13 protein-coding genes are annotated in these 25932 nt (G+C 61.8%); 10 read left to right on the top strand and 3 right to left on the bottom strand.

What is annotated here, in order from left to right; genetic code table 11:
- The first annotated feature begins 39 nt into the window (after positions 1-39).
- Positions 40-549 carry a GNAT family N-acetyltransferase gene (locus tag GM79_RS06220; protein ID WP_035560838.1) on the top strand — a complete coding sequence of 170 codons (510 nt, stop codon included), beginning with the start codon at positions 40-42 and terminating at the stop codon, positions 547-549.
- Between the two features lie 13 nt (positions 550-562).
- Here the strand turns inward: GM79_RS06220 and GM79_RS06215 are convergent, their stop codons facing one another.
- On the bottom strand, positions 563-1006 hold the full coding sequence (locus GM79_RS06215) for a hypothetical protein (protein ID WP_035560834.1): 444 nt from the start codon (positions 1004-1006) through the stop codon (positions 563-565).
- A 235-nt stretch (positions 1007-1241) separates the two neighbouring features.
- Between GM79_RS06215 and GM79_RS06210 the strand changes: the two genes are divergently transcribed.
- The gene (locus GM79_RS06210; RefSeq protein ID WP_035560831.1) at positions 1242-1763 is read left to right on the top strand and encodes a GAF domain-containing protein; all 522 of its coding nucleotides are present in this window, start codon (positions 1242-1244) and stop codon (positions 1761-1763) included.
- 94 nt (positions 1764-1857) lie between these two features.
- Here GM79_RS06210 and GM79_RS06205 read toward each other — a convergent pair whose 3' ends face one another.
- A complete protein-coding gene (locus GM79_RS06205) occupies positions 1858-2331 on the bottom strand; it encodes a hypothetical protein (RefSeq protein ID WP_152559867.1) in 474 nt (157 codons plus the stop codon).
- 262 nt (positions 2332-2593) lie between these two features.
- Complete coding sequence (locus tag GM79_RS06200) at positions 2594-5215, bottom strand: M1 family aminopeptidase (RefSeq protein WP_035560825.1); 2622 nt, start codon at positions 5213-5215, stop codon at positions 2594-2596.
- A gap of 45 nt (positions 5216-5260) precedes the next feature.
- Here GM79_RS06200 and pxpB point away from each other — a divergent pair, with 45 nt between their 5' ends.
- The 8 genes from pxpB to GM79_RS06160 all read left to right on the top strand — a co-directional run bounded on the left by pxpB (position 5261) and on the right by GM79_RS06160 (position 25411).
- Entirely contained in the window at positions 5261-5998 is a 738-nt protein-coding gene (gene pxpB / locus GM79_RS06195) for a 5-oxoprolinase subunit PxpB (protein WP_051718584.1), read from the top strand.
- Positions 5988-6989 (top strand): biotin-dependent carboxyltransferase family protein, encoded by a 1002-nt coding sequence (locus GM79_RS06190; RefSeq protein WP_035560822.1) that lies wholly within the window; start codon positions 5988-5990, stop codon positions 6987-6989. The genes pxpB and GM79_RS06190 overlap by 11 nt, the downstream gene beginning before the upstream one ends.
- Positions 6990-7141: 152 nt before the next feature.
- Positions 7142-7924 (top strand): LamB/YcsF family protein, encoded by a 783-nt coding sequence (locus tag GM79_RS06185; RefSeq protein ID WP_035560819.1) that lies wholly within the window; start codon positions 7142-7144, stop codon positions 7922-7924.
- On the top strand, positions 7921-9123 hold the full coding sequence (locus GM79_RS06180) for an NRAMP family divalent metal transporter (protein ID WP_051718583.1): 1203 nt from the start codon (positions 7921-7923) through the stop codon (positions 9121-9123). Before GM79_RS06185 ends, GM79_RS06180 begins: the two co-directional genes overlap by 4 nt.
- Before the next feature lie 200 nt (positions 9124-9323).
- Positions 9324-10922, top strand: a complete 1599-nt coding sequence (locus GM79_RS06175) for a glycerol-3-phosphate dehydrogenase/oxidase (RefSeq protein ID WP_035560817.1) — start codon at positions 9324-9326, stop codon at positions 10920-10922.
- A 171-nt stretch (positions 10923-11093) separates the two neighbouring features.
- Positions 11094-12590, top strand: coding sequence for an NCS1 family nucleobase:cation symporter-1 (locus GM79_RS06170; RefSeq protein WP_051718582.1), 1497 nt, complete (start codon positions 11094-11096; stop codon positions 12588-12590).
- 794 nt (positions 12591-13384) lie between these two features.
- Positions 13385-22720, top strand: a complete 9336-nt coding sequence (locus GM79_RS06165) for a tandem-95 repeat protein (RefSeq protein WP_035560814.1) — start codon at positions 13385-13387, stop codon at positions 22718-22720.
- 1257 nt (positions 22721-23977) lie between these two features.
- A complete protein-coding gene (locus tag GM79_RS06160; protein WP_035560811.1) occupies positions 23978-25411 on the top strand; it encodes a carbohydrate-binding protein in 1434 nt (477 codons plus the stop codon).
- The last annotated feature ends 521 nt before the right edge of the window (positions 25412-25932 follow it).

Here is a 25932-nt window from a genome sequence, read left to right as displayed (position 1 = left end):
CTGCGCTCAGCATGACGGCCTACCTGAACAATTTTACATATGACCCTCGCCACCGCTACCCTCGCCGACGCCCCGCGCCTCACCGCCTTGGTAAACAGTGCCTACCGAGGCGATGCCTCCCGCCAGGGCTGGACTACCGAAGCCCACCTGCTCGACGGCCAGCGCATCGACGAAGCCGGGATGCGGGAGATGCTGGCCGTGCCCGATGCCACCATGCTGCTTTGCCTGGATGAAAACGACGAGCTGCTTGGCAGTTTCTACGCCCACCCCAGCGGCCAGCAGGTGTACCTGGGCATGCTGGCCGTGGCCCCCACCGGCCAGGGCCAGGGTGTGGGCAAATTCCTGATTCGGGCCGCCGAAAACTACGGCCGGCAGCACGGCTGCACCACGAGCAAAATGACCGTTATATCGGTGCGGGCCGAGCTCCTTGCATTTTATGAGCGGCTGGGCTACCGCCGCACCGGCGAAACCGAACCCTTCCCTACCGACCCGCGCTACGGCATCCCCCGGCAGCCCCTGACGCTACTGGTGCTGGAGAAACCGTTGTGATGAGGCGCCCTCTTTACTGGCGCTTCACGCTGAACACGGCTTTTGTGGGCTGCGGAGGGGTTGAGGGGCGAACCTTCGGATAGGGCGTCACGGCGTGGAGCACCACCAGATACCGGCGCCCGTTGGCCTGCACCGTGGCCGAGTCCTGCCGGGGACTGAGGGTAGACAGCTTCAGCGTGAGCGCCTGCGCGGCACCGTTTTCGTCGCGCACCGTGAGTGTCGTTTCGACTTCGCCGGCCCAAACGCACATGACGTCTTCGGGGCAGCGGCTGTCGCTGATTTTATCGACCGTGATGGTGAGCTCTGGCTTGCGCTGGTTGGGAAAGGCGCCGCTTTGCTGCGGGCGCAGCGTGACCTGCTGGTCGAAGGGAGCATCGATACGGGGAGCGGCAGAATCATCTTTCTGGCAGCCCGTCAGGCATCCCAGGAAAGCCGTTAAAACCAGGAGAAATTTCATAAAAAGAGAATTGACGTAGAAACCAACGCCAAGTACTGCCTGGGGCGTTGCACCGTTGACCGCCGCCCCAGCCCAATGGTTGCTTGCGCTACCATCCCCAGACGGCTTTTCAACCAATAACCCTCGTAAGCAGTGAAAATCATGTAGCAAGTAGTAAGACGGCAACTTATTGTAGGCCTGTTGCTCATCTCAGTTTTTATGACTCGCTACTCACGCCTCCCACCAAAAAAAATCCATGTCCAATACGCCCCTATCCGACCTTGAATTGGCTCTACAGGCCGATACCTCGCCCGCCGAAGCCCTGCAACGCGCCCTCGAACTGGTGGGCCAGCACCTGCGCGCCGACCGTTGCTTTCTCTACGTGCGCGACCCGGAGCGGGGCCGCGGCCGCATCGCCCTGGTCTGGCGCCTCGATGAGGCTGTGCCCGACCCGCGCCACGACTGGCAAGCCGACACCGGCGAGTTGCCCCAGGAAGACCCGCTCTTTCGGGCGGCATTGGCTTGCGCACCCTCCGTCTTTGTTGAGGACGTGACCGAGGCCGGCCCCGAGGTGCTCAACCAGGAGTTTGAGCGCCGCACCTTCGGCCACCGGGCCCTGGTGCACGCCCACGTCACCGACGGCGGGCAGCTGTGGGGCATTCTGCAGCCTTGCGTATTCGGCCACCCCCGCCATTGGACCGCCGCCGAGCGGGCGTACGTGGAAGGAGCGGTGCCGCGGTTGCTGCCGATGGTGCAGCGGTACGTGCGGGAAAGTTGATGGGTGGAATGCGGGCGTTTGGATTTATTTAAACCACCGTTTGGTTGAACGCCTTAAAATTATTAGCTAGCAGGTGCGTGCCTTTGAGCTCTGCTCATTGCCGCGCCTGCTGGGCCGCCGCTCGTAATATTCGGCGCGCCACGTTGATGGAGGGCGGTTCTAAGGAGCCATTGAGCACGCTCCCCGAGTCGTTTACGACACCTCCAAGCAAGCCAGGGAAACTGCCCAAAAACAGAAAACTTCGGTCGACGAGGCGCAGACGCATCATGACGAAGTAGGCAGGTTCCAAGAGCCGGTATTCCTGTACTGGAAAGAGCTGCGCGGCGCCATAATTCCGGATGTGGATGAACTCCTCGTTGTACGCCACGTGCCGGATAGGCAGCGCGGTCGTGCCAGTAAACAGGAGGAGCAATGCCCCCAGAGCACCCAGTAGTACCCCATGCAATTCCCACGGCCATTGATAGGCGACAATAACGCTGGCATAAACTCCCAACGCCAGGAGCCCGACGAGAGGAACAATCAATTTGTAGAACAGCGTCACGCGGCTCGAGAGTCGAATAAGGGGCATGAAGAAGGCTAAGGAATGCGCCGAAAGGACATAATTACCCTCCATTTCCTGAAATGCTTAGTGGGGGCCCTTACTTGCCTGAAAAATGGTCCTACGGTCCAGAGGGTGTTTATAGAAACTCGTCTACGAATCAAAGTTCACGAAATGCTACTTTGAGATGAGTTTCGTAAACTCATCTCAAAGGCGTTTTTTCAGCTAATTGACAATCTTTCAGCCCACGCATAGAGTACAAAGCTGGTGCCGTTCCCTGACTTGGCGCGGTTCACCGCACCAGCTTCTCGGCGCGAAGCAGGTCGTCGGCCGCCTGCAGCATTTTGGCGCGCAACTTGGGATTGTAGTCGGGGTGCGCTTGCAGGAAGGCCCGCACGGTGCTGGCGGCGCTGGCGGTCTGGTAGCTGCCCAACGTGGCTTGCAGCCAGGAATACGGAAAGAAAATATCGCCAGTGAGCTGGATTTCCTCCAGCAGTTCCAGGCTGGCGGGCAGGTATTTCTCGGAAGCAGCGTGCCGTAGCGGGTGGTGCAGGTAGCCCAGCGCGGCCGTGACCCAAGCTTCTTTTTCGCGGTTCTTGTCGTCTTTCAGCGAAGCAAAAAAGGCATCGCGCGTGGGGGCATCGGGCGAGAGGGCCGGCATGAGGAACTGCAGGCGCTGGCGGCGGTCCACGTTTTTGATGCGGGCGAGCTGCTGCGGCAGGATGGGTTGCGGCGCAGCATAGCCGCGCACGGCCAGCGCCAGGGCCAGCGCGGTGTAGTCGTCCTCGGTCAGCTTCACGCCGGCAGGGGCTTTCTCCGTCCGCCAGATTTCAAATAGCCGGGTTTGCGCCGGACGGGTGAGGGCAATGGACTGGTAGGTTTTAAAAAGTGGCTTCCGGGAGTTGGCCGATGGGTTTTTCTGCATCGCCGCCCACACGTCGCGCTCCAGCGCCGGAACCACGGCCAGCCGTTGCGCGGGGCTGAGAAACTGCCAAAAAATGCTACTGGCCTGCCCCGTGAGCAGCTTCAGGTTCAGCTCCTCGGGCTCGCGGGTGAGCGCCTGGCGGTACACGTCCAGCAGCTCCCGCGGCTCGATAACCTGGCCGTTGAGCATGTTCTCGTAGAGGTTGACGTAGGCCGCGGCGCGGGCCACCGGGTTCTTCAGCGTGGCCAGCTGCGCGGGCAGCTGCCGGGCCACCGGGAACACGCCGTAGCCCAGCCCCGTGGAGTTGAAGACGACGTAGCTGGGAGCGGGCTGGCCCACGGCCTGCGGCAGCGCCACGGTGCGCTCTGTCATGTTCACGGTCAGCTCTTTGGTGCGGCCACCTGGGTACACCAGCAGCACCTCAAACAGCTGGGGCCAGAGGCGCTCGGAACCGTCTTCGGCGCGCTGGGCCAGGGTGAGCTGGGTGATTTTGCCGGCTGCCGTTTGGAGGTCGTAGGTGAAAACCGGGCGGCCGGGCTGGTTCACCCACACCTGGTTCCAGGCTTGGAGGTCGGCGGGGGTGCGGGCGTCCAGAATGTCGATGAGGTTGGGCCAGGTGGCGTTGCCGCCGGCATACTTCCGCAGGTATTCCTGCAGGCCTTGCTGGAAGGCTGGAGGGCCCATCAGCCGCTCCAGCTGCCGCATCATAATGGGCGCTTTGTGGTAGATGATGTTGCCGTAGAGCGAGCCGGCGTCCTGCAGGTTGGCGAGGGGCTGACGGATGGGATTGGCCCCGGTGGTGCGGTCGATGCCGTAGGCGGCGGGGTAGTGGTCGATGACGAACTTGAGGTCGTAGTTCGAGTTTTTCACGGCTACCTGCGTGATTTTATCGGCCATGAAATTGGCAAACACCTCCTTCATCCATACGTCGTTGAACCACTGCATGGTCACGAGGTCGCCGAACCACATGTGGGCCGTTTCGTGGGCCACCAGGCTGGAGCGGGCCAGCACTTGGTCCTGCGTGGCGCCTTCGTCCAGAAACAGCGTCGAGGCCTTATAATCAATGGCCCCCACGTGCTCCATGCCGCCATATTGAAAGTCCGGAATCGACACGAAATCAAACTTCTGAAACGGATACGGCAGGCCGGTGTATTGCTCCATAAACTGCAGCGCATCGGCGTGCAGTTGGAAGATGGGGCCGAGGCTCAGGTGCAGCTTGGTGGAGTCAGTTTCGCGGTGCAGCAAGGTCATGGCGCGGCCATTCAGCTGCCGCGTGAGGCGCGTGAACTTGCCCGCCGCAAATGAGAACAGGTAGGTGCTGATGCTGTCGGAAGCCACGAAGGCATAACGCGTGGTACCGCCGCTGCTCGCCGAATCACGCAGCGGCGCATTGGCCATGGCCTGCCAGCCCTGGGGCACGGTGAGGGCCAGCGTGAACGTGGCCTTCAAATCGGGCTGGTCGAAGACCGGGAAAACGGTGCGGGCGCGGTCGGGCACGAGCAGCGTGTAGAGGTAGTCGGCGTTACGGTTGAGCGACTGCTCACCGGCGGTGAGGCGGATTTCGGCCATGTTGCGGCCGGGCTTTAGGGCAGCGGCGGGCAGCACGAGGTGCTCGTTGCGGTGGTCGATGGCCACGGCCTGGCCGTTCACGGTGAGGCTTTGCAGATTTTGGCTGGGGGCTTTAAAGTCGAGTTGCACTGGTTGCTGGTGGTCGCGCAGCGTAAACGCCACCTGCTCCACCACGGCAATGGATTCGGTTTTTTGAGCCGGTATAGTCAGACTGAGGTCGTAGGCCACGCGGCTGATGTTCTTTTTGCGCGCCACGGCCAGGGCTTCGGAAACGCCGGTGGTGACAGGCAGCGCGGCAGCCTCCGATACGGCGGCGGGTGGCATGGTGGTGCGGGACAGGGGCTGGCGCTGGCAGGCAGTGGCCAGCACGACCAGCAGAAACGCGCCGGCCCTGCCATATTTACGGAAGCTGAAATTCATCAAGAACGAGTCAGTGCTGAGAACTTCAAATGTAACCGCAAGCATGTGAGCACCGTCCCATCTGCTGCTGCTCCGGCCGTCCGACTTTATCCGCTGGGCGACGCCGCCATCGTGCTCGACTTTGGCGGCGGCATCAGCGCGAACACGCACGCAGCCATCGCGGCGTTCAGCGCCCGGCTGGCGCAGCAGCCTTGCGTGGGTCTGCGCGAGGTGGTGCCCGCTTTCACCACCCTCACCGTGTACTACGACCCCTGGTTGGCCAGCGAAAACGGCCATTACGCTCCCTACGGCCGGGTAGCCGGCCAGCTGCGAACGCTACTCGCGGCGCCTGCCGCAGCCGAAGCGGCTACCGAAACCGCCGCCGTGGAAATCCCGGTGTGCTACGGTGGCGCGTTTGGCCCTGATTTGGATTTCGTGGCCAGCCATACCCAGCTTGGGGCCGCCGAAGTCATTGCCCGGCACAGCACCCCCGACTACCTCGTGCACATGATTGGCTTCGCCCCCGGCTTCCCGTACTTGGGTGGGCTGGATGTGCGGCTGGCCACGCCGCGCAAAGCGCAGCCCCGTCCGCTGGTGCCAGCCGGCGCGGTGGGCATAGCCGGCCCGCAAACGGGCATTTACTCCCTGCCCACGCCGGGCGGCTGGCAGCTCATCGGGCGCACGCCGTTGCGATTGTTTAACCCGGCCTGGGCCCAGCCCAGCCGGCTGCAGGCGGGCCAGCACCTGCGCTTTGTGCCCATCAGCGCCGCCGAATTCCAGCGGCTCCAGCAGCATGAGTCTTAGTATTCTGCGGCCTGGCCTGCTCACCACCGTGCAAGACCTCGGCCGGTGCGGCTATCAGAAAGACGGCATCATCGTGAGCGGTGCCATGGATGCCACCGCCCTGCGCGTGGCCAACCTGCTGGTGGGTGATGCCGAAGATGCTGCCGGCCTCGAAATCACCCTCCTGGGCCCCAAAATCCGCTTCGAAGCCGACCACCTCATTGCCCTCACGGGCGCCAACCTTTCGCCTACCCTCAACGACCAGCCGGTGCGCCTGCACCGAGCCACCTGGGTGGCGGCGGGTGCGGAGCTGGCCTTTGGGGCGCCCGTGGCCGGCAGCCGGGCCTACCTGGCGGTGGCGGGCGGGCTGGCCACGGCGCCGGTGCTGGGCAGCCGGGCCACGTACCTGCGGGCAGGCTTTGGCGGGCTGCACGGACGGGCCCTGCAGGCTGGTGATGTACTGCCCGTGGGCCGCCCCGGCACAGTTGGGCGGCATATTGGGCGGCAGTTGGAAGGAGCGGCGGCGGACTGGGCACAAGCCCGCTGGATGCCCGGCCCCGAGCTGCGCCCGAAGCTGGCGCGGCACCCCATCGTCCGGGCCATTCGCGGGCCGGAGTACGGGCAATTTTCAACTGAAAGCCAACAGGATTTCTGGCAGCAACCCTTCATCGTAACCACTGAGGCCGACCGGATGGGGTTTCGGCTGCAAGGTCCAGCACTGGAGCGTGAAACCGCGGTGGAGCTGCTTTCCACCGCCGTGGCATTCGGCACGGTGCAGGTGCCGACCGGCAGGCAAGCCATTGTGCTGCTGGCCGACCACCAGACCACCGGCGGCTACCCCCGCATTGCTCAGGTCATCACGGCCGATTTTTCGGTGCTGGCGCAGCTGGCGCCGGGGCAGTCCTTTCGGTTTGCCGAAGTGTCTTTGGCCGAAGCACAAGCGCTGTACCTTGCGCAGGAACAGCAGCTGCGAGCGCTACGGCGCGGCATTGGGTTAAAGGCATTGACATGATTCCAATGCTTCACGCCGTCATGCTGAGCGCAGCCGAAGCATCTCTACCGTGCAACTAATCCATTTACTACTTCGGTAGAGATGCTTCGGCTGCGCTCAGCATGACGTTCTTTCTCCTCAGCCTGCGTTCTCCCCTAAGTTAAACTGAACCTATGCCTGTACCCCTCACTGTTGATTTGAACTGCGACATGGGCGAGAGTTTCGGCGCCTGGAATATGGGCCACGACGAGGCCATTCTACCCTTCGTGACTTCGGCCAATATTGCCTGCGGCTTTCATGCCGGCGACCCGGCCGTGATGAAACGCACCGTGCGCGCTGCCCTGCGCCACGGCGTGGCCATTGGCGCGCACCCCGGCCTGCCGGACTTGGTGGGTTTTGGCCGGCGAAATATGGATATTTCAGCCGAAGAAGCGTTTGCTATGACGGTGTATCAGCTCGGTGCCCTGGCGGCGGTGGCAAAAGCCGAGGGTAGCCAGCTTCACCACCTCAAGCCCCACGGCGCCCTCTACAATATGGCCGCCACCAACGCCGCCCTAGCCGAGGCCATTGCCGAAGCCGTGTACCGGGTGCAGCCCGAGCTCACGCTCTACGGCCTGGCCGGCAGCGCGCTCACCAAGGCCGGCGAGAAGCTGGGCCTGAAAACCGCCCACGAAGTGTTTGCCGACCGCACCTACCAGGCCAACGGCACCCTCACCCCGCGCCGCCAGCCCGACGCCCTCATTGCCGATGCCGAGGTGGCCATTGCGCAGGTGCTGCGCATGGTGCAGGCCGGCCAGGTACGTGCCCAGCAAGGCCACGACGTAGCCATTCGGGCCGATACCGTCTGCATTCACGGTGACGGTGCCCACGCCCTGGAATTTGCCCAACGCCTGAACGCCGCGCTGCGCGATGCGAGCGTGACGCTGCAAGCCGGCCAGGCGGCCCCCGCCGCATGAGGCCGCTACCGAAAGCCCGCTGGTTTGGCGGGGCCAGCCTGGGGGCGGCGTTTTTGATGGCCAATTCGTCGATTGGGCCGGGGTTTCTCACCCAAACCACGGTGTTTACCCAACAGCTGCTCACCAGCTTTGGCTTCGTGATTTTGATATCGGTGGTGCTGGATGTGGGTGCCCAGCTCAACACCTGGCGCATTCTCACGGTGAGCGAGCTGCGCGCCCAGGACCTAGCCAACGGGCTGGTACCGGGCCTGGGGTATTTCCTGGCCGCGATGGTGATTTTGGGCGGCTTCGCCTTCAACATCGGCAACATCGCCGGCTGTGGGCTGGGCCTGAACGTGCTTACCGGCATGTCGTTCGAGCAGGGCGCGCTCATTAGCTGCGGGGTGGCACTGGTGCTGTTTTGGGTGCGCGAAATTGGAAAGATGCTCGATGGCTTCACCAAGATTTTGGGCACGGTCAAGATTTTACTCACGCTCATCATTGCCTTCAGCGCGCACCCGCCGGTATTGCAGGCGCTGCACCACACGCTGCTGCCGGTGCAGATTAGCGCGGCGTCCATTGTCACCATTGTGGGCGGCACGGTGGGCGGCTACATCACGTTTTCGGGCGCGCACCGGCTGCTCGATGCGGGCATCAAGGGCCCGGACCAGCAGGGGGTGGTCACGCGCAGTGCCATCAGTGGCATTGTCATTTCCACCATCATGCGGTTTGTGCTGTTTCTGGCCATTGTGGGCGTGCTCAGCAAGGGCGCGGTGCTGGACCCCGACAACCCGGCGGCCAGCGTGTTTCGGTCGGCCGCGGGCGAGGTGGGCTTCCGCATTTTCGGGGTGATTTTATGGAGTGCGGCCATTTCCTCAGTGGTGGGCGCGGCCTACACATCGGTGTCGTTTTTCAAGACTTTTCACCCCGTGTTTGCGCGCTATGAGCGGCTGTGTATTTCGGTGTTTATCGTGCTGTCGACAGCCATTTTTGTGCTGGTGGGCAAACCCACGCAGCTGCTGGTTTTCGCCGGCTTCATCAACGGCCTGATACTGCCCATCGCGCTGGCCATCGTGCTCATTGCCGCCACCAACTCGCGCCTAATGCGCGGCTACCGCCACCCCCGCTGGATGCTGGCCGCCGGCTGGGTAGTGGTGGTGGTGATGGGCGGCCTGAGCGTGCCGCTGCTGGTGGAGCAGGTAGGCGGGCTGCTGCGGTAACTTCACCCCTGCCGGGCACGGCCCCGCCCCTCTCCCGCGGAGAGGGGAGCCACGGCGGCGCAGCGGTAAGCAAAAAGAACGTCATGCTGAGCGCAGTCGAAGCATCTCTACCGCTTCGTTGCAGTAGTAGTTCAACGGAGCGGTAGAGATGCTTCGACTGCGCTCAGCATGACGTTCTGATTTTAAGCAAGTACCCATTTATGCTTTCAACAGCCACTACTAACCCCTACCGCCGCGAAACCCTGGTGCAGCAGCTTACCGCGGTGCCCGTTTGGGACCTCATCGTCATTGGCGGGGGGGCCACGGGGCTGGGCGTGGCACTGGACGGCATCAGCCGCGGCTACAAAACACTGCTGCTGGAGCAGGCCGACTTTGCCAAAGGCACCAGCAGCCGCAGTACCAAGCTGGTGCACGGCGGCGTGCGCTACCTAGCGCAGGGCGACGTCGGGCTGGTGCGAGAGGCACTGCACGAGCGCGGCCTGCTGCTGCAAAACGCCCCGCATCTGTGCCACAATAGGGCCTTCATCATCCCCAATTACAACTGGTGGGGCGGCCCGTTCTACACCATCGGCCTGAAGCTGTACGACCTGCTGGCCGGCCGCCTAAGCCTGGGCGCATCGGTGCACCTGAGCAAGGCCGAGACCCTGCAGCAGCTGCCCAGCCTGCGCCCGGAAGGCCTGCGCGGCGGCGTGCGCTACCAGGACGGCCAGTTCGACGACGCCCGCCTAGCCGTGAACCTGGCCCAAACCTGCATCGACCACGGTGGCACAGCTCTCAACTACTGCGCTGTGCAGGGGCTGCTGAAGGATGCCAGCGGCCGCCTGCAGGGCGTGCGCGCCACCAACCTGGAAACCGGCCTCACCTACGAGCTTCAGGGCAAAGCCGTGGTGAATGCCACCGGCGTTTTTGTGGACGACGTTCGGCGGCTGGACGAGCCAGGCGCACAGCCCCTCGTGCAGCCCAGCCAAGGCGTGCACGTGGTGCTCGACCGGTCGTTTTTGCCCGGCCCCGCGGCCCTCATGATTCCCGGCACCGAGGACGGGCGGGTTCTGTTTGCTGTGCCGTGGCAGGGCCGCGTGGTGCTGGGCACCACCGACACGCCCGTGCCCACTGCCAGCCTGGAACCCCGGGCGCAGGAAGCGGAAATCGATTTTCTGCTGCGCACTGCGGCCCGCTACCTCACCACGGCCCCAACCCGCGCCGATGTGCGCAGTGTGTTTGTGGGCCTGCGCCCGCTGGCCGCATCCCCCAGCGGCAGCACTAAGACGAAGGAGATTTCGCGCAGCCACAAAATCGTAACCTCGCGCAGCGGCCTCATTACCATCACGGGCGGCAAGTGGACCACGTACCGCCGCATGGGCGAGGACACCATCGACAAAGCCATTGCGCTCGGGCAGTTGCCTCCGGCCCTTAGTCAAACGGCTAATCTGGCCATCCACGGCGCTGAAACAATGAAAACCGCGAGCAGTCTGGCCGATGGTTTCGCGCACTACGGCAGCGACGCCGCCGGGCTGCGGCAGCTGCTGGCCGAGCATCCAGCGTTGGGCGCGAAACTCGATGCCGGGTTGGAATTCGTGCAGGCCGAAGTGGTGTGGGCCGCCCGCTTTGAGCTGGCGCGCACCGTTGAGGATGTGCTGGCGCGTCGGGTGCGGCTGCTGTTTCTGGATGCGGCGGCGGCCGTGCGCGTGGTGCCCACCGTGGCCGCGCTGCTGGCTCAGGAGCTGGGTTTTGACGAGGCATGGCAAACGCAGCAGGTGGCCGCGTTTGGCGAGCTGGCGCGCGGGTATTTGCTGGACTAGGCGAACTGTTTTGTGATAATAGAACGTCATGCTGAGCTTGCCGAAGCATCTCTACCGCGCAAGTAATTCAATCGATTAGATTAGTATTGAGATAGAGATGCTTCGGCAAGCTCAGCATGACGTTCTTTTCGGCATGACGTTCTGATTGTGTTCTCTTTTGCCTCAATTGCCATGAACTCCTCAACTCCAGAAGCCTACGCGCCCGGCCTCACCAGCGCCGACCTCGCTCCTACCCTGCCGACCGAGCGCACCTGGGGCACCGGCAACTACGCCGCCCTCTGGATTAGCATGAGCCTGTGCATCCCGACGTATATGCTGGCCAGCTCGCTCATTGAAGGCGGGATGAACTGGTGGCAGGCGCTGCTCACCATTTTTCTGGGCAACAGCATTGTACTGATTCCCATGCTGCTCAATGGCCGGGCGGGCGCGCAGTACGGCATCCCGTTTCCGGTGTTTGCGCGGGCCAGCTTTGGGGTGCGCGGGGCCAACGTGCCGGCCCTGCTCCGGGCCATTATCGCCTGCGGCTGGTTCGGCATCCAAACCTGGATTGGGGGCTACGCGCTGTACCAGATGGCCGTGCTGTGGGTGCCGGGGCTGGCCACGCTGCCAGCCATTTTCCCGGTCAGTTGGGGCTTGGCCACCGGGCCGGCCATCTTGTTTTTCCTGTTTTGGCTGCTGAATATGTACGTGGTGTACCTGGGCGTGGACAGTATTCGCAAGCTGTTGGTGTTCAAGGCGTTTTTCCTGCCGGTGGCGGCGGTGGCGCTGCTGTGGTGGGCCATATCGGCGGGCAACGGGCTGGGGCCGATATTGGCGCAGCCGAGCAAATTCACGAGTAGCGCGCAGTTCTGGGCCTTTTTCTTTCCCTCGCTTACCGGTATGGTGGGGTTCTGGGCCACGCTCTCGCTCAACATTCCCGATTTCACGCGCTACGCCACCAGCCAGCGTGCTCAGCAGCTGGGCCAGGCCATCGGGCTGCCCACGTCCATGACCCTGTTTTCCTTCGTGGGCGTGGTCGTGACCTCGGCCACGTTCGTCATCTACGGCAAAACCATCTGGGACCCGGTGGTGCTGGCGGCCAAGTTCGAAAGCCGGCTGCTGGTGAGCGTGGCCATGCTGGCCGTAGCCCTGAGCACGCTGGCCACCAACATCGCGGCCAACATCGTGAGCCCGGCCAACGACTTCGCCAACTTCTCGCCCACCCGCATCAGCTTCAAGATGGGCGGCTACATCACCGGCGTGCTCGGCGTGCTCATCTTCCCCTGGAAGCTCATTGCCGACCCCTCGGGCTACATTTTCACCTGGCTGGTGGGCTATTCGGGGCTGCTCGGGCCCATTGGCGGCATCATGATTGTGGATTACTACCTCATCCGCAAGCAGCACCTCCACGTGCCCGACCTTTACCAGTACACCGGCCGTTATGCCTACCGCAATGGTTTCAACATCGCGGCCCTCGTGGCGCTGGTGGTCGGCATTGCGCCCAACGTGCCGGGCTTCCTCACGGCCATTGGCGTGCTGGACAAGGGCACGGTGTGGCCCGCGCTGGTGGCGGTGTACAACTACGCGTGGTTTGTGGGTTTCCTGGTGTCGGGCGGTGTTTATCTGGTACTCATGCGTGAGCAGCCGGCCGCCCGGCTTGCCGAAAACAGCGTCATTCCGGCAAATTAGTCGCCCGCCTTCTCTTGCGTAGTGCGCAAACTCCAACTGCTTTAAGGCGCCGTGTGCCTCGGCAACATTGTATTCTCGGGTGAAGACGTACCCAGGGCATTAGGCCTTCAAAATCGCAGGGCAACCCGACGCAGTGGCGCTCCCCGCACCAGGAAGCGCTACGGGCGGGGCATCAACGCGCAGGCCTTGCCCATAGCCCCGCTTTGGCCGACCCAGGTCAGGTTTTTATTCCGGGTTTGCTCCTTTCTACCAGTTTGATGGAACGCTGGAAGGGCTGGTTGCCGGAAATTACCAATCGGCAGCCCCTCCGGCTGCTTCTATTACCGTCCTTCCGGCACCGATTTGGCAGGCACTCACGCGACCCGTTCGGAGAATATCATTAATAGACGAACCCTCCTTTCAGCACCCCTAAATTATTTTTTGGTGCCAGGTCAACCACGCCTAGCCCGACCAGAACGAGCAGTATCATTATCTATATTTTTTGTATATTTTTTTTATAAAACCCTATTCAACACCTGCATAATCCTCTTACATTTGCAGATATATCTGTTGCTCTTCACAAAGAATATATTTGACTACTCAGAAAATACTGCTTGTGAAGCTAGCTTTAAGTTGTTATAATATAATACATCACAACTTCTACGCTGACAGACAACCGTTGCTTTTCACGCATGAAAGGCCTCTTCTCGGCCGTAATCATCCCTATATCTTTGACTCTTCCGAAATATTCTGAACCTAGCTGCCTCATCTGCCTGCTCAATTTTCCATCTTTCATCCTTTTCCGGATTCCCTATATGAAAATACTCTTACACCGTTTCAGCGGCCTGCTGGTGCTGCTGCTACTGGCCAGTACCAGCGCCTGGGCGCAAACCGCGAATCCCCAAAACCTCACCGTTTCCGTCAACAGCTCAGGCCGGCTCCTGATAACCCTGACGGGCACCGTAAGCAACCCCGCTAACCGGGTGGGTGAGAGATTTACGCTGAAATCGCTCCCTAACCCGACTGGAATTGGTACGCTCTACGGAGGCGAGACGGGTCCGGAGGCAACTGACGAAATGACCCTGCCACTAGCTGGCCCCCAGTTAAGTTTTGTTCCCTCCGCGACGGGTACGACAACCTTCAACTTTAATTTCACCCAGCGGAATACCAATAACGGCAATCTATCCACCTCCACCCAGGCAACTATCACCATCACGGTAGTAGCCGCGCCACAGGCCGTTGACAATGCAGTTTCGGCATCCTACGCGGCAACGCCAGCCATTGACGTATTGGGGAACGACGCGGCCGGAACCGGCAACGGCAGCATCGACGTAACCACCGTGCTATTGAGCTCCGCCACGGGCACGCCCACCACCAATACCTACACCGATGCCAACGGCATTGTGTTCACGGCCTCCCCGGCGGGCACCATCACCTTCACCAACCCCAACAAGTTCGTGGGCGTAGCCACGGTGGGCTACACCTTCAAAACCACTACCGGCCCCGCCACCTCCAACCGGGCCGTGCTGACCGTGACACTTACCAACGCGGCTCCCGTGGCCGTGAACGACAACGGCGGCACCATCGGCAACAACACGGTGCTGAACAACATCAACGTGGCGGGCAACGACACCGATGGCGACGGCAATGGCACCATTGTGGCGTCCACCGTAGCGCTGGTGGCGGGCAGCCAAACGGGCGGTACGTTCGTTAAGAATGCCAACGGCACCGTCAATTTCACGCCTACGGCGGGATTCACCGGCACGGCCAGCGTGCGCTACACCGTGCAGGACGGCGCCGGGGCCACTTCCAACCAGGCCACCCTGAGCGTTACGGTAACGCCCCCGCCCCCGGTTGCCAACCCGGACGCGACCTCGCTATCGTATACCTCCACGGCCGCCATCATCGTGCTGGGGAACGACCAGGCCGGCACCGGCAACGGCAGTATCAACGCAGCCAGCGTGCTGCTGAGTTCTGACACGGGCACTCCTACCACCAATACCTACACCGATGCCAACGGCATCGTGTTCACAGCCTCCGCGGCGGGCACCATCACCTTCACCAACCCCAACAAGTTCGTAGGCGTGGCCACGGTAGGCTATACCTTCAAAACCACTATCGGCCCCGCCACCTCCAACCGGGGCGTACTGACACTGACGCTGACTAACACGGCCCCCGTGGCCGTGGCCAACAACGGCGGCAGCACCGCCCTCACGGTACCGGTAAACAACATCAACGTACTGGGCAATGACACCGATGCGAACGGAGTTGGCACCATCGACCCCACCTCGATAGTGCTAACCAATCCGACGAGAGGCACCTTCACCGCCAACCCGGATGGTACCATCAACTTCACCCCCACATCTGTAGGCACCGCCAGCGTAAGCTATACCGTCAAAGATGAGAAAGGCCTGATATCGAATGCCGTATTGCTCAGCCTAACGGTAACGGCCGCGCCTACAGCAGTCAACAATACCGCTACGGCCTCCTATGCGGCAACGCCGGCCAATATTGATGTATTGACCAACGATGCTGCTGGCACCGGAACCCGGGATGCGACCTCAGTATTCCTGAGTGCGGACACTGGCACCCCCACCACGAGCCGCACCTTCGACGCCGGAAACGGGGTAGTATTCACGGCTAACGCCACCACTGGCACCATTACCTACGTCAACCCCAGCAATTTCGTGGGAATAAAGACGGTGGGATATAATTTCAAAAACACGCCTTTCACCGCCACCTCCAACACTGGGGTACTCACTCTAACACTGACCAACGCCGCCCCGGTGGCCGTGAATAACGGCCCGCTCAGCGTTTTCAACAACACGGTGCTGAACAACATCAACGTGGCGGGCAACGACACCGATGCCGACGGTAACGGAACCATCGTGGCCTCCACCGTAGCGCTGACCGGACCTCAGACGGGCGGCACGTTCGCGGTGAACGCCGACGGCACCATCAACTACACGCCAGCGGCAGGTTTTTCGGGTACGGCCAGCGTCAAATACACCGTGCAAGACGAACTTGGGCTCACCTCCAATCCGGCCACCAATTCCACCCTGAGCATCACGGTAACCGCAGTGGCCGACGTGGCCACTACTATTACGCCCTCGGCCAGCCCGGTGAATGCCGGGGCCGGCCTGGTGTTTACGGTTACGTACCGCAACCTGGGGCCCAGCATTGCTAACGGCTTTGGCCGCACCCTCTCGCTGACCTCGGGCCTGGCAGCGGCCAACGTGGTGGTGCGTACTGCCGCTAATGCCATTATTGCAAACGCCTACAATAGCGGAAGCGGTACCATTACGCTGCCCGCCATCGCCACGCTGGCCAGTGGGGCAACCACGGCCGACGTGACCATTACCATCGGCGCCGTGCCTGGCAACGTAGCCAGCCTGCGGGTTATTTCGGGCATCAGCACCAGCACCAGCCAAAACGCGGCCACCGGCAATGATAACGACGACCAAACCGTGGTGGTGACCCCGATTGCCGACGTTACCACCACGCTTAGCGGCCCCACCACCGTTGCCACCGGCCAGCCTGCGGGTCCTTACACCGTTACCTTCCAGAACAATGGCCCTAGCACAGCGGCCAACGTGACGCGCACCGTGGCCCTGCCTGCGGGCGCCACCGCCGTAGTAGCTCCCGGCAGCACCAACATCTCGGGCACTACCATCACCTACGCACCCGCCGGCGGCACCCTGACCAGCGGCCAGAGCGACGTATTTACGTTCAGCTTCACCACCTCGGCTACGCCAGCTACTGGCGTGGCCCTCACCAGCAGCATCGGTACCACCACCGACCAGGGCACCGCCGGTGCTCCCGACAACGCCACGCTGACCCTAAACACCTTGCAGGCCATCATAGGCTATGTATTTGAAGACCCCAACTACGGCGGTGGCAGCGGCCGGCCCCGCTCCGCCAGCGGCACCAGCGCCCGGCCCGGCGCCACGGTAGAGCTTTATAACAGCGCCGGCACCTTCGTGACTTCGACGACCACCGATGTAAACGGGCAGTACGTTCTGCCGGCCGCGGCGGGTACCTATAGGGTGCGCGTGGTGAATGCCACCGTTACCTCTTCGCGTCCCGGCGCCACGGCGGCGCTGCTGCCGGTGCAAACCTATAACGGCACTACCACCCGCGTGGGCGGCGAAATCCCCGCCCGGACCGATGCCGGCGCCGGGGCCACCACGCTCGGGGCCCTTACCACGACTACTACCACGGCCCAGAGCCTTGCCTCCGTGACCGTGGGCGCGGCCAGCGTCACCGGGCCGGACTTCGGCTTCAACTTCTCGACCATCGTGAACACCAACGATGCCGGGCAGGGCTCTTTGCGGCAGTTCCTGCTGAACAGCAACGCGCTGACCAACGCCGGCCTCGACCAAGTGGCTTCGTCTAATGGCGGCCCCGACCCTGCAGCCGGTACGGAAACCAGCATTTTCATGATTTCGGACGGGCAGGCGCACGCCGGCCTGCTAGCCGGGTTGACCAACCTGCTCACGGGCACGGCCGGGGCGGCCCGCGCGGTTATCGCCCCCGTCAGCCTACTCACCAGCACCGGGCCCAATACTACTCTCGATGGCACAAGCCAGACGCTGAACGTGGGCAACACCAACACCGGCACCATTGGTACCAGCGAGGAAGTGGGCATCGACAACCTGATTCTGACGGCGCCCAACAGCCCGGAGGTGGAGATTGCGGGCACCGGCATCGCCTCTGTGCTGTCCATATCGGCCAGCGCCACCACGCTGCGCCAGCTTGCCATTCGGGGCGGCAGCAACGAAACCGTCAACTTTATAGCCGGAGCCACTGGCTTTTTGGTTGATGAGATGGTGGTGGGCACCAGTGCCATCAACTACGACTGGGCCGGCAACAACACAGTGAGCGGCAACGTTGGCGTGCGGGTGTCGGGCGCTGGCGCGGCGGGCACCATTCAGGGCAGTGTTATATCGTTCACGGGCAGTTCGGGCATCAACGTCAACAACGGTTTGGCCACCACCGCCCTGGTCACCGTTCGGGATTCGGAGTTTAACCAGAACGGCTACAACAACGCGGGCGGCGATGGCATTTCGCTCGGTGATGGCGGCGGGTGCGGCCCATTGCTCATCGAGGGCAACCTCTTCACACGGCCCAACTCCAGCGCCGTGCAGTTTGAGATTGGGCAGACGGCGGCCTCTATCGTACGCAACAACAATATTATCTCGGCCGGTAAGGGCGGGGCCGGTGTGGCCATCAATCAGCTCGAGGGCTCGGCCATCTGCTACCTCCAGCGCAACGGCAACCGCCGCGGCAGCCAGAGCGACCTCATCACCAAAAACGTGATTGTGGACACCCAGGCCAGCGGCATCGTGGTGGGCTACGGCCAGCAGAACGTCACCATCAGCCAGAACTCCATTTTCAACTCCGGCTCCATTGCCATCGACCTCGTACCCAACCCTGTGGCCTTCGTGAATGGTCCTAGCGGCGGCAATATCTTCTATGGCTCCGGCGACGGCGTGACCATCAACGATGGCAATAACCCGGCGGCGGCGGCCAATACCCTGCCCAACCGGGGCGTGGATTACCCCGTGCTCCTCAGCCTCGACGTCATTAGCGGCAACGTCCTGGTTGAGGGTTTTTCGCGGCCCGGCGCCCTGATTGAGTTCTACATCCCCTCGCTTGACCCTACTCGTTTTGGGGAAGGCCGCACCTACCTGGCCACCCGCACCGAAGGCTCGGGCGACGATGCCCTCGCCGGTACCGGCACTTACGGCCCCGCGGCGGTGAACACCCTGCTTCAGGGCCAGGACGCGGCGGCCAACCGCTTCCGCTTTACCCTGCCCTTTTCGAGCCTGACGCCCAAACAACAGACCGATATCCGGAACCTGGGCCTGACAGCCACGGCGACCCTGAACAACAGTACGTCGGAGTTTTCGGGCAACGTGCCCTTCGCGGCCGACGTGGTGGCCACCATCACGGCCCAGGTGCCGGTAGTGGCGGCCGCGACCCCGGCGCAGTTTAATGTAAGCTTCACGAATATTGGCGCCAGCGCGGCCAATGGCGTGCTGGCCAACGTGCAGCTGCCGACCGGCCTCAACGTGACGAGCGTCACCGGGGGCGGTACCTACTCCAGCCTGACGGGCGTGGTGAGCTATCCGGCCATTACGTCCATCATCCGGGAACAGGTGCTGAACTCGACCATTACCTACTTGCAGCCGCTAAGCGGGGCCAGCGTGACGGCGACCGCCGCCGTGACCACGACCACCAGCCAGAACGGCCTGACCAACAACGATGCCCAGTCGGCGACTATTCAGACCAGCCCACAAAACTTCGACCTGTACACGACCCTGGCCGGCCCCGCCAGCACCAGCGCGGGCCAGCCAGTAACCTACGCCGTCACCACCCAGAATATCGGCATTGGCACGGCCCTGAACGCCATTCAAACCGTGAGTGTGCCCACAGAGGCGGCCCTCACCAGCGTCTTTGTTTCCAATGGGGGCAGCTACGCCTTCAGCGGCGGCATCAGCACGTTCACCTTCGTGATTCCGGCCTCCCTCGGGACGGGGCAGTTGGTCAACAACACGTTCAGCTTCGTGGCACCGGCCTTCGCAAGCCCGGCCAACTCGCCGCTCAACACGCTCAATTTCACGGCCCTCGTAACGCCCAATACCCTCCTCACCGGCGACCAGGCACCCGCCAACAACACGGCCCAGCTGAGCACCACCAACAACGTAGCCCCAACGGCCGAGGCCAACGTGTACACCACCATCAGCTCGAATGCAGTGGAAGGCAGCGCGGCAGCCGGCGCGGCCGTTACCTATACCGTGGTGCAGGGCAACGCCGGCCCGCAGCCAGCCACGGCGGTTGGAACGAATGTCAGCCTTAACCCCAATCTGACGGCAACTGGTTTTTCAGTCGACGGCATCGCGGGTACCCAGCCGGGCGGCCCAGGCACGACCGTCAGCTTCGTGCTACCGGGCGGCACGGCTACCTATAGCCCCGTTACGGGCCGGCTGGTGCTACCAAGCATTGCCACGCAGCCCAGTGGCACCAGCAAAACGTACGTGGTAGTAGCCCCGGCCCCCGCCGACGGACTGGTAACCGTTACCAGCAGCGTGACGGCCACCACTGCCGACATCATACCCGCCGACAACGTGGCCAGTACGCAGGTTACGGTGAGCAACGCCCTCACCGCCGACCTGAGCATTACCATCGTGGGTCCTGCTGCCGCCACGGCATCCCAGCAGGTATTGTATACCCTTACCACCACGAACAACGGAGCCGGCCAGGCGCAAAATGTTGTCACAAGTGCTGCTATCCCGGCCGGCCTGGCCGTTTTTGGAACAAACGCGGTGCGCATCAATGGTAATTTACCCACCAGTGTTGGCTCAGGCACTGCTACTTACGGCACCGGTGCTAACGCCGCTACCTACAATGTGAACACGGGCCTGGTAAACATTCCGATTCCTACTGCTGTAGCCTTCGCCGGCAATTCGGTGGTGAACACGGTGAGCTACCTCGCGCCAGTGAGCGACAACGACTTGGTAAACGTAGCTTATGTGCGCACCACCTCCCTCGATATTGTGCCGGCCAACAACACCAACCAGGTAGTAACCACGGTGCAGCCCCAGGCCGATGTGCAGGTAGTTATCAGCGGCCCGGCCACCAGCGTGGTGGGTGCGCCCATCTCGCTGGTCGTAGTTACGACTAACCTCGGTCCCTCCACGGTGCCCAACCAGACCATTACGGTACAGCTACCTAGCACGCTTAATACCATTGGTGGGGTTGAGGTGCGCGATAACGCGGGCAACTTGCTGCCCGGCACCCTCTACGACAACGTGACGGGAATTGTAACCCTGCCGGCTATCATGAACCAGAGTAGCGGAGTATCCTCGGCCGTGCGGACTACTATCTCATTCATCAGCCCGGCGGGCTCGGTGTTTTCGCCCAGTGCCACCACCAGCGTACCGGGCACGCTCGACCCCGACCTGGGCAATAACGAGTCCTCCATTAGCGTAAGTGTGAGTCCGGCCACGGCAACCCCGCGCCCCGACCTGAGCACGAGCTTCACCGCAGCTACCAGTACGTCGGCCACGGCCGGCCAGCCGGTGACCTTAGTGGTGCAAACTGCCAATGCCGCTGGTAGCCCTGCCGCCACCGGCGTTACGCAGAATGTGATGCTAAACAGCGGACTCACCACCACGGGCTTCACCGTGGGCGGCGTGAGTGGCACGCTCAATGCAACAACCGGCCTTATCCAGTTTGGTACGGTGGCAACGTATAACCCCGCAACGGGCTTCCTGAGTATTCCCAAGGGCACTGTGAATGGCGGAACGTCGACCAACACCACCATTGTGCTGCCGGCGCCCGGCGCCGACCTGCTGTCGGTGACAGCAGCCGTGCAAGGCGACCAGAGTGACGCCGTGCCGGCGAACAATCGGGCGAATACCATCATCACCATCACTCCCGTCGTGGACGTAAGAACCACGGTAAGAGGCCCCGCCTCGGCGCCAATCGGCTCTACGGTAACCTACTCGGTGGTAACGACCAATGCTTCGGTTTCTAATGCTACCAACGTGGTGCAAACTGTGACTCTGCCGGCTGGCGCAACCAACGTCGTAATTTCGGGTGCCGGTGTGCAAAGCGGCGATGTGGTTACGTTCCCCACCATTAATAGCCTGGCGCAGGGCGCAAATGGCCTCATCACCAACAGCATCTCGTTTACGGTACCCAACACGACCCCGTCCATCCAGGTAACAGGTAATGTGACGGCCAACGGCGACAGTGCTCCCGGCGGCAACAACACGTCCAACCAGATAACTACTACCCAGCCTAACCGGCCGCCCGTTGCTTCCGATATGGTGAACGCGCTGACGGCTCCCGATGGCAACACCGCCGTGACCAGGCTGCCCATCTCGCCCCTGCAGGCGACTGATACGGACGGCAATAACAGCGTGGTATCCTACACGCTGGTCACCTTCCCCGACCCGGCCACGGTGGGTACCCTGTACGTGGACGGCACTGCCGTGACAGTTGGACGCACCCTGACGGCCACGGAAGCCGGTCAGCTTTCCTTCACGCCGCTTATCGGCTACGTCGGCAACGTGTTCTTCACCTACACGGCCACCGACAACGGCAATGGCACCCCTGCCAACGCGCTGAGCTCCAATGCGGCCCGCTACACCATTCAGGTGGGCCAGGATAACGACTCGTTCTACGCCGCTACGCCACCCAAGGGCGGCGCCAACCAGTACCAGAACAACGACGTGCTGGCTTATGTGATTGACCCCAACGGCGCGCGGTACAACAGCAGCGGCCTCATCTACACCATCACCGGCGCTGGTGTGGTTGGTACCAGCAACGGCCTGGCGGCTTCCGGCACCAGCGCCGTGCTGGCCGCCAGCGGCAATGGCCCCTTCAGCAACCCCACCAATTCCCTGCCCCCCGGCACGGCTCTGGACCCCGTTTCGGGTATCATCTTCGTGAGCAACCGCGCCCTGCTGCCCAATGTCACTTCCGCTACGAGCTACTCGGTCAACGTCATCACCACCGACCTCTTCGGCGGCACCAACGTGGCCTTGGCCTCCTTCGTGATTGGGGCGCTTCCCCTGCCGGTGGAGCTGACGGTATTCGCAGCCAAGGCCGTGCAGAACCGCGACGCGGCCCTGACCTGGACCACGGCCTCGGAACAGAACAACGACCACTTCGACGTGGAGCGCAGCTTCGACGGGCTGGCCTTCGCCAAAATCGGCCAGGTAGCCGGCCAGGGCAGCAGCAGCAGTCTGACCGATTATCAATTCACCGATAAAGGCATCGGCACGCGGGCCGACGGCCAGGTGTACTACCGCCTGCGCCAGGTAGATATTGACGGCACGGCCACCTACTCGCCCGTGCGCACGGTGGCTTTCACCAAAACGGCCGCCAGCCTCGTACTCAGTGCCTACCCCAACCCGGCCGGCGCCCAGACCACCCTGCTGCTCACCGGCCCGACCACGGCCACTTACCAGGTGAGCATCATTGACGCTACGGGCCGGCTCGTGCAGCAGCTGGAGGCCAGCAGCCTGAGCCACCCACTCGACTTGCATAACCTGGCCACCGGCTCCTACGCCCTGCTCGTGCGCGGCACCGCCGACGGCGTCGCCTTCAACGTGACCCTCCGCCTGGTGAAAGAGTAGACCCGGCGGTTTGCAACCAAAAAAAGGGAGCCCTTTCCGGTGGAAAGGACTCCCTTTTTTTTACGCAGAACGCACTGCGTATTCAATTTGGAACCGGCACTTATACCCACTGCGAATTCGTTTATGCAGAATGCTCTGCATGACAGGATTATCTCTTTGCACTTCGCGACGGGTATACCACTGAAACAGGCTGCTGCGGAGAGCTTCAAAAGTAACCGCTGCTTCTTGAGTACCAGACGGGGTACCATGGGGCTGATGCGCCGGCAAGCGCAATAACAGCCCCAGCCGCAACGCTAGCAGCGTAACGGTCTCCTTGTTTCTTCCTTGAGTGTGCTATTTCGCTACTGGAGCAGTTACACTGGCATCATAAAGCAGCACTTCTGCCGCTTACCGGCCTGCGGGCCGGCACTATTTCCTCGCTCAGCGCGCTTTCCTAGAACGGCCCGCTGCCCGTGCCGGCATCCGCTACGTATGCGACGGCAGCTTTGGGATGCAGCGCATGGAGGATGCTCAGCAACGTGTGCGACGGTCACCTGGGTCACGTGTTTGCGGATGGCCCCGCGGCTGGGTGGCCTGCGCTACTGAATAAACCCGGCCAGCCTGCACCGCACCCGCTACGTCTCGGGCGGCCGTGCGTGCCTAACCTGGACCATTAAAACCAGCCCTAAACTACCACACCCAGAGACAACTTAATTAATATAACTATTATAATAATACTAATTTATTGATTAGCAATGTACTCCGACTGCATCGAAGTTACGGGCTGATGTTACGCACTGATTGCGCCTACGCTTCACAAAGAGACTTTAGGTGCATCAGCAAAGGCCGTTTCCAGGCAGTCCGCTAGGATGGTGCGTAACATCAGTTACGGGCTCACCAAAAAATAATTTACATAATTCGGGCAATTGAAAAGTATTTTACGTGTTTTTTATGCGTGAAACGCGCCCGGATTCTCCGGCAACGATTCCGGTCCTTTTTCAGCTATTCAGGACATTTAAGGATGTGCTTTAAGCGTATAGGCGGCTCACGAAGCAACCTTCCCGCATTTAAAAACGAAGCACTTACGGATTGGGGTTGCCCGCAGACAGGGTGATATTTGACCACCTGACCGCTTTGCCGTCTTCCTAGTGAAATGCGCCAACCACCGGTTTCTACCGGCCGGGCCCGGCCTTACAGAACCCGGCCACCGAACTGCTTTTTACCGGCCCTGGCAATGCTGCCGGGTCACTTCTTTCCACCATTTTTCCAGCCTACCACATGAAAACCTTTACCGCTCTACTCGGGACGGCGGCGCTGCTGCTTAGCGCCGCCGCTACCCAGGCCCAAACCTATCAGCAGGTCTGGGCCGATGAATTCAACGGCACCACCGTCAATGCCGCCAACTGGAAGTTCGAATACGGCAACAACAACGGCTGGGGCAACAACGAAAAGCAGTACTACCAGGCCTCCAACGCCCGCGTGGTCAACGGCCAGTTGCAGATTACGGCCCGCCGCGAAAACGTGGGCGGCTTCCAGTACACCTCGGCTCGCCTCAAAACCCAGGGGCTGAAGCAGTTCACTTACGGCCGAATTGAGGCGCGCATCAAGATGCCCATGGGCCAGGGCCTGTGGCCCGCGTTTTGGATGCTGGGCGCCAACATCGACCAGCCCGCTTTTGCCTGGCCCAAGTGCGGGGAGATTGACGTGATGGAGCACGTCAACGCCGACAACATTGCCTTCGGCACCATTCACTGGGACAACAACGGCCGCGTGTACTTCTCCGGCACCACCACCTTTACTCAGAACGACTATCACAATTACACCGTGGAATGGACGCCCACGGCCATCAAGTGGTTTGTAGACGGGGTGAAGTTTCACGAGGCCAACATTGCCAACGGCGTCAACAACACGGATGAGTTTCAGCGGCCGTTTTTCCTGCTTCTGAACCTGGCCGTGGCCGGCGATTTTCCCGGCCAGACCGTGGACAATAGCAAGTTTCCCGCCACCATGTTCGTGGATTACGTGCGGGTGTCGCAGCTCACCAATGCCCCCGCGCCCCGCACCCTGCAGGCCGAAGCCGCCAACGTGAACAGCGGCATGATAGCCGGCCCCTGCTCCGACGCGGGCGGCGGCCAGGCCATGGGCTACATCGACGCCGGTGACTACCTGGTGTTCAACAACATCAACTTCGCCACCTCGGGCTCCTACCTGCTGGAGTACCGCGTGTCGAGCGGCGTAAACGGCGGCACCATTTCTTCGGACCTGAACGCCGGGAGCATCCAACTGGGCAGCACCGCCGTGCCCGGCACCGGCAGCTGGGACAACTGGACCACCGTGTCGAGAACCGTGAATGTGAACGCGGGCACCTACAACTTCGGCGTGTTTGCCCAAACCGGCGGCTACAATCTCAACTGGGTGCGCATCACCAAGCAGGGTACGGCCCGCACTGCCCTGGCCAGCAAAGACGCTACCGCCCCCGGCCAAGCCATGACGCTGTATCCCAACCCTGTAGCCGACCGCCTTACGCTGGCCGTGGCCCCGGAATTTATGGGCGGCGAGGCGCGCATCCTGAGCGTGGAAGGTCGCCTGGTGTGGCGCGGTACCTACCGCGGCGAACCCGTGAACGTGGCCGCCCTACAGCCCGGCCTTTATACCCTGGTGCTGCAATCGGCCAGTGGTCGGAAGCAGGTGAGCCGATTCAGCAAGCAATAAGCTACTGCTGACATGCTCCGGTTTGGGACGGGTGGCGGGGGGCACAAGCCTCGCGCCACCCGTCCCTTTGGCGTTTTCTGAACCGGCGAGGCCAAGTAGCAACACCGTACGGGCTACGCTCGCTTTTTACATTTTGGCTTTAAGTAGTCAGCCATAAGCTGCAAGCAAGCCGAAAGCTTTTGTTTGAATAAGCAATCGGTTACCAGACAGAAAATTTGTGTTTACCTCTGAACAACCGTTTCGTGAGTTAACCAGATAAGCACCCGCACAGCCGTAACCGCATGGCTTTACGCCGCCTTGCATTCAGACCCCTGCTTCCAACTAAGTAACAAGACATAAGTAACGAGTCGCAGGACTTAGAACAAGCATTAGGCCGTCAGCAATTTGCTGTCTTATTATTGGTTGCTTTTTTATCTTATTGATTACCAATAACTTAATAACTTTAGTGCTCCATCAAGTGCCCTGCCGGCACCCGAAAGCTGATGCGCGGGCGGGCCGGCAGGCGACGAACGTGGCCGAAG

The sequence above is a fragment of the Hymenobacter sp. IS2118 genome, from assembly GCF_000715495.1.
Taxonomy (GTDB): Bacteria; Bacteroidota; Bacteroidia; order Cytophagales; family Hymenobacteraceae; genus Hymenobacter.
The sequence above is the reverse complement of the archived record's forward strand: the minus strand, read 5'-3'. Positions and strand labels throughout refer to the sequence as shown.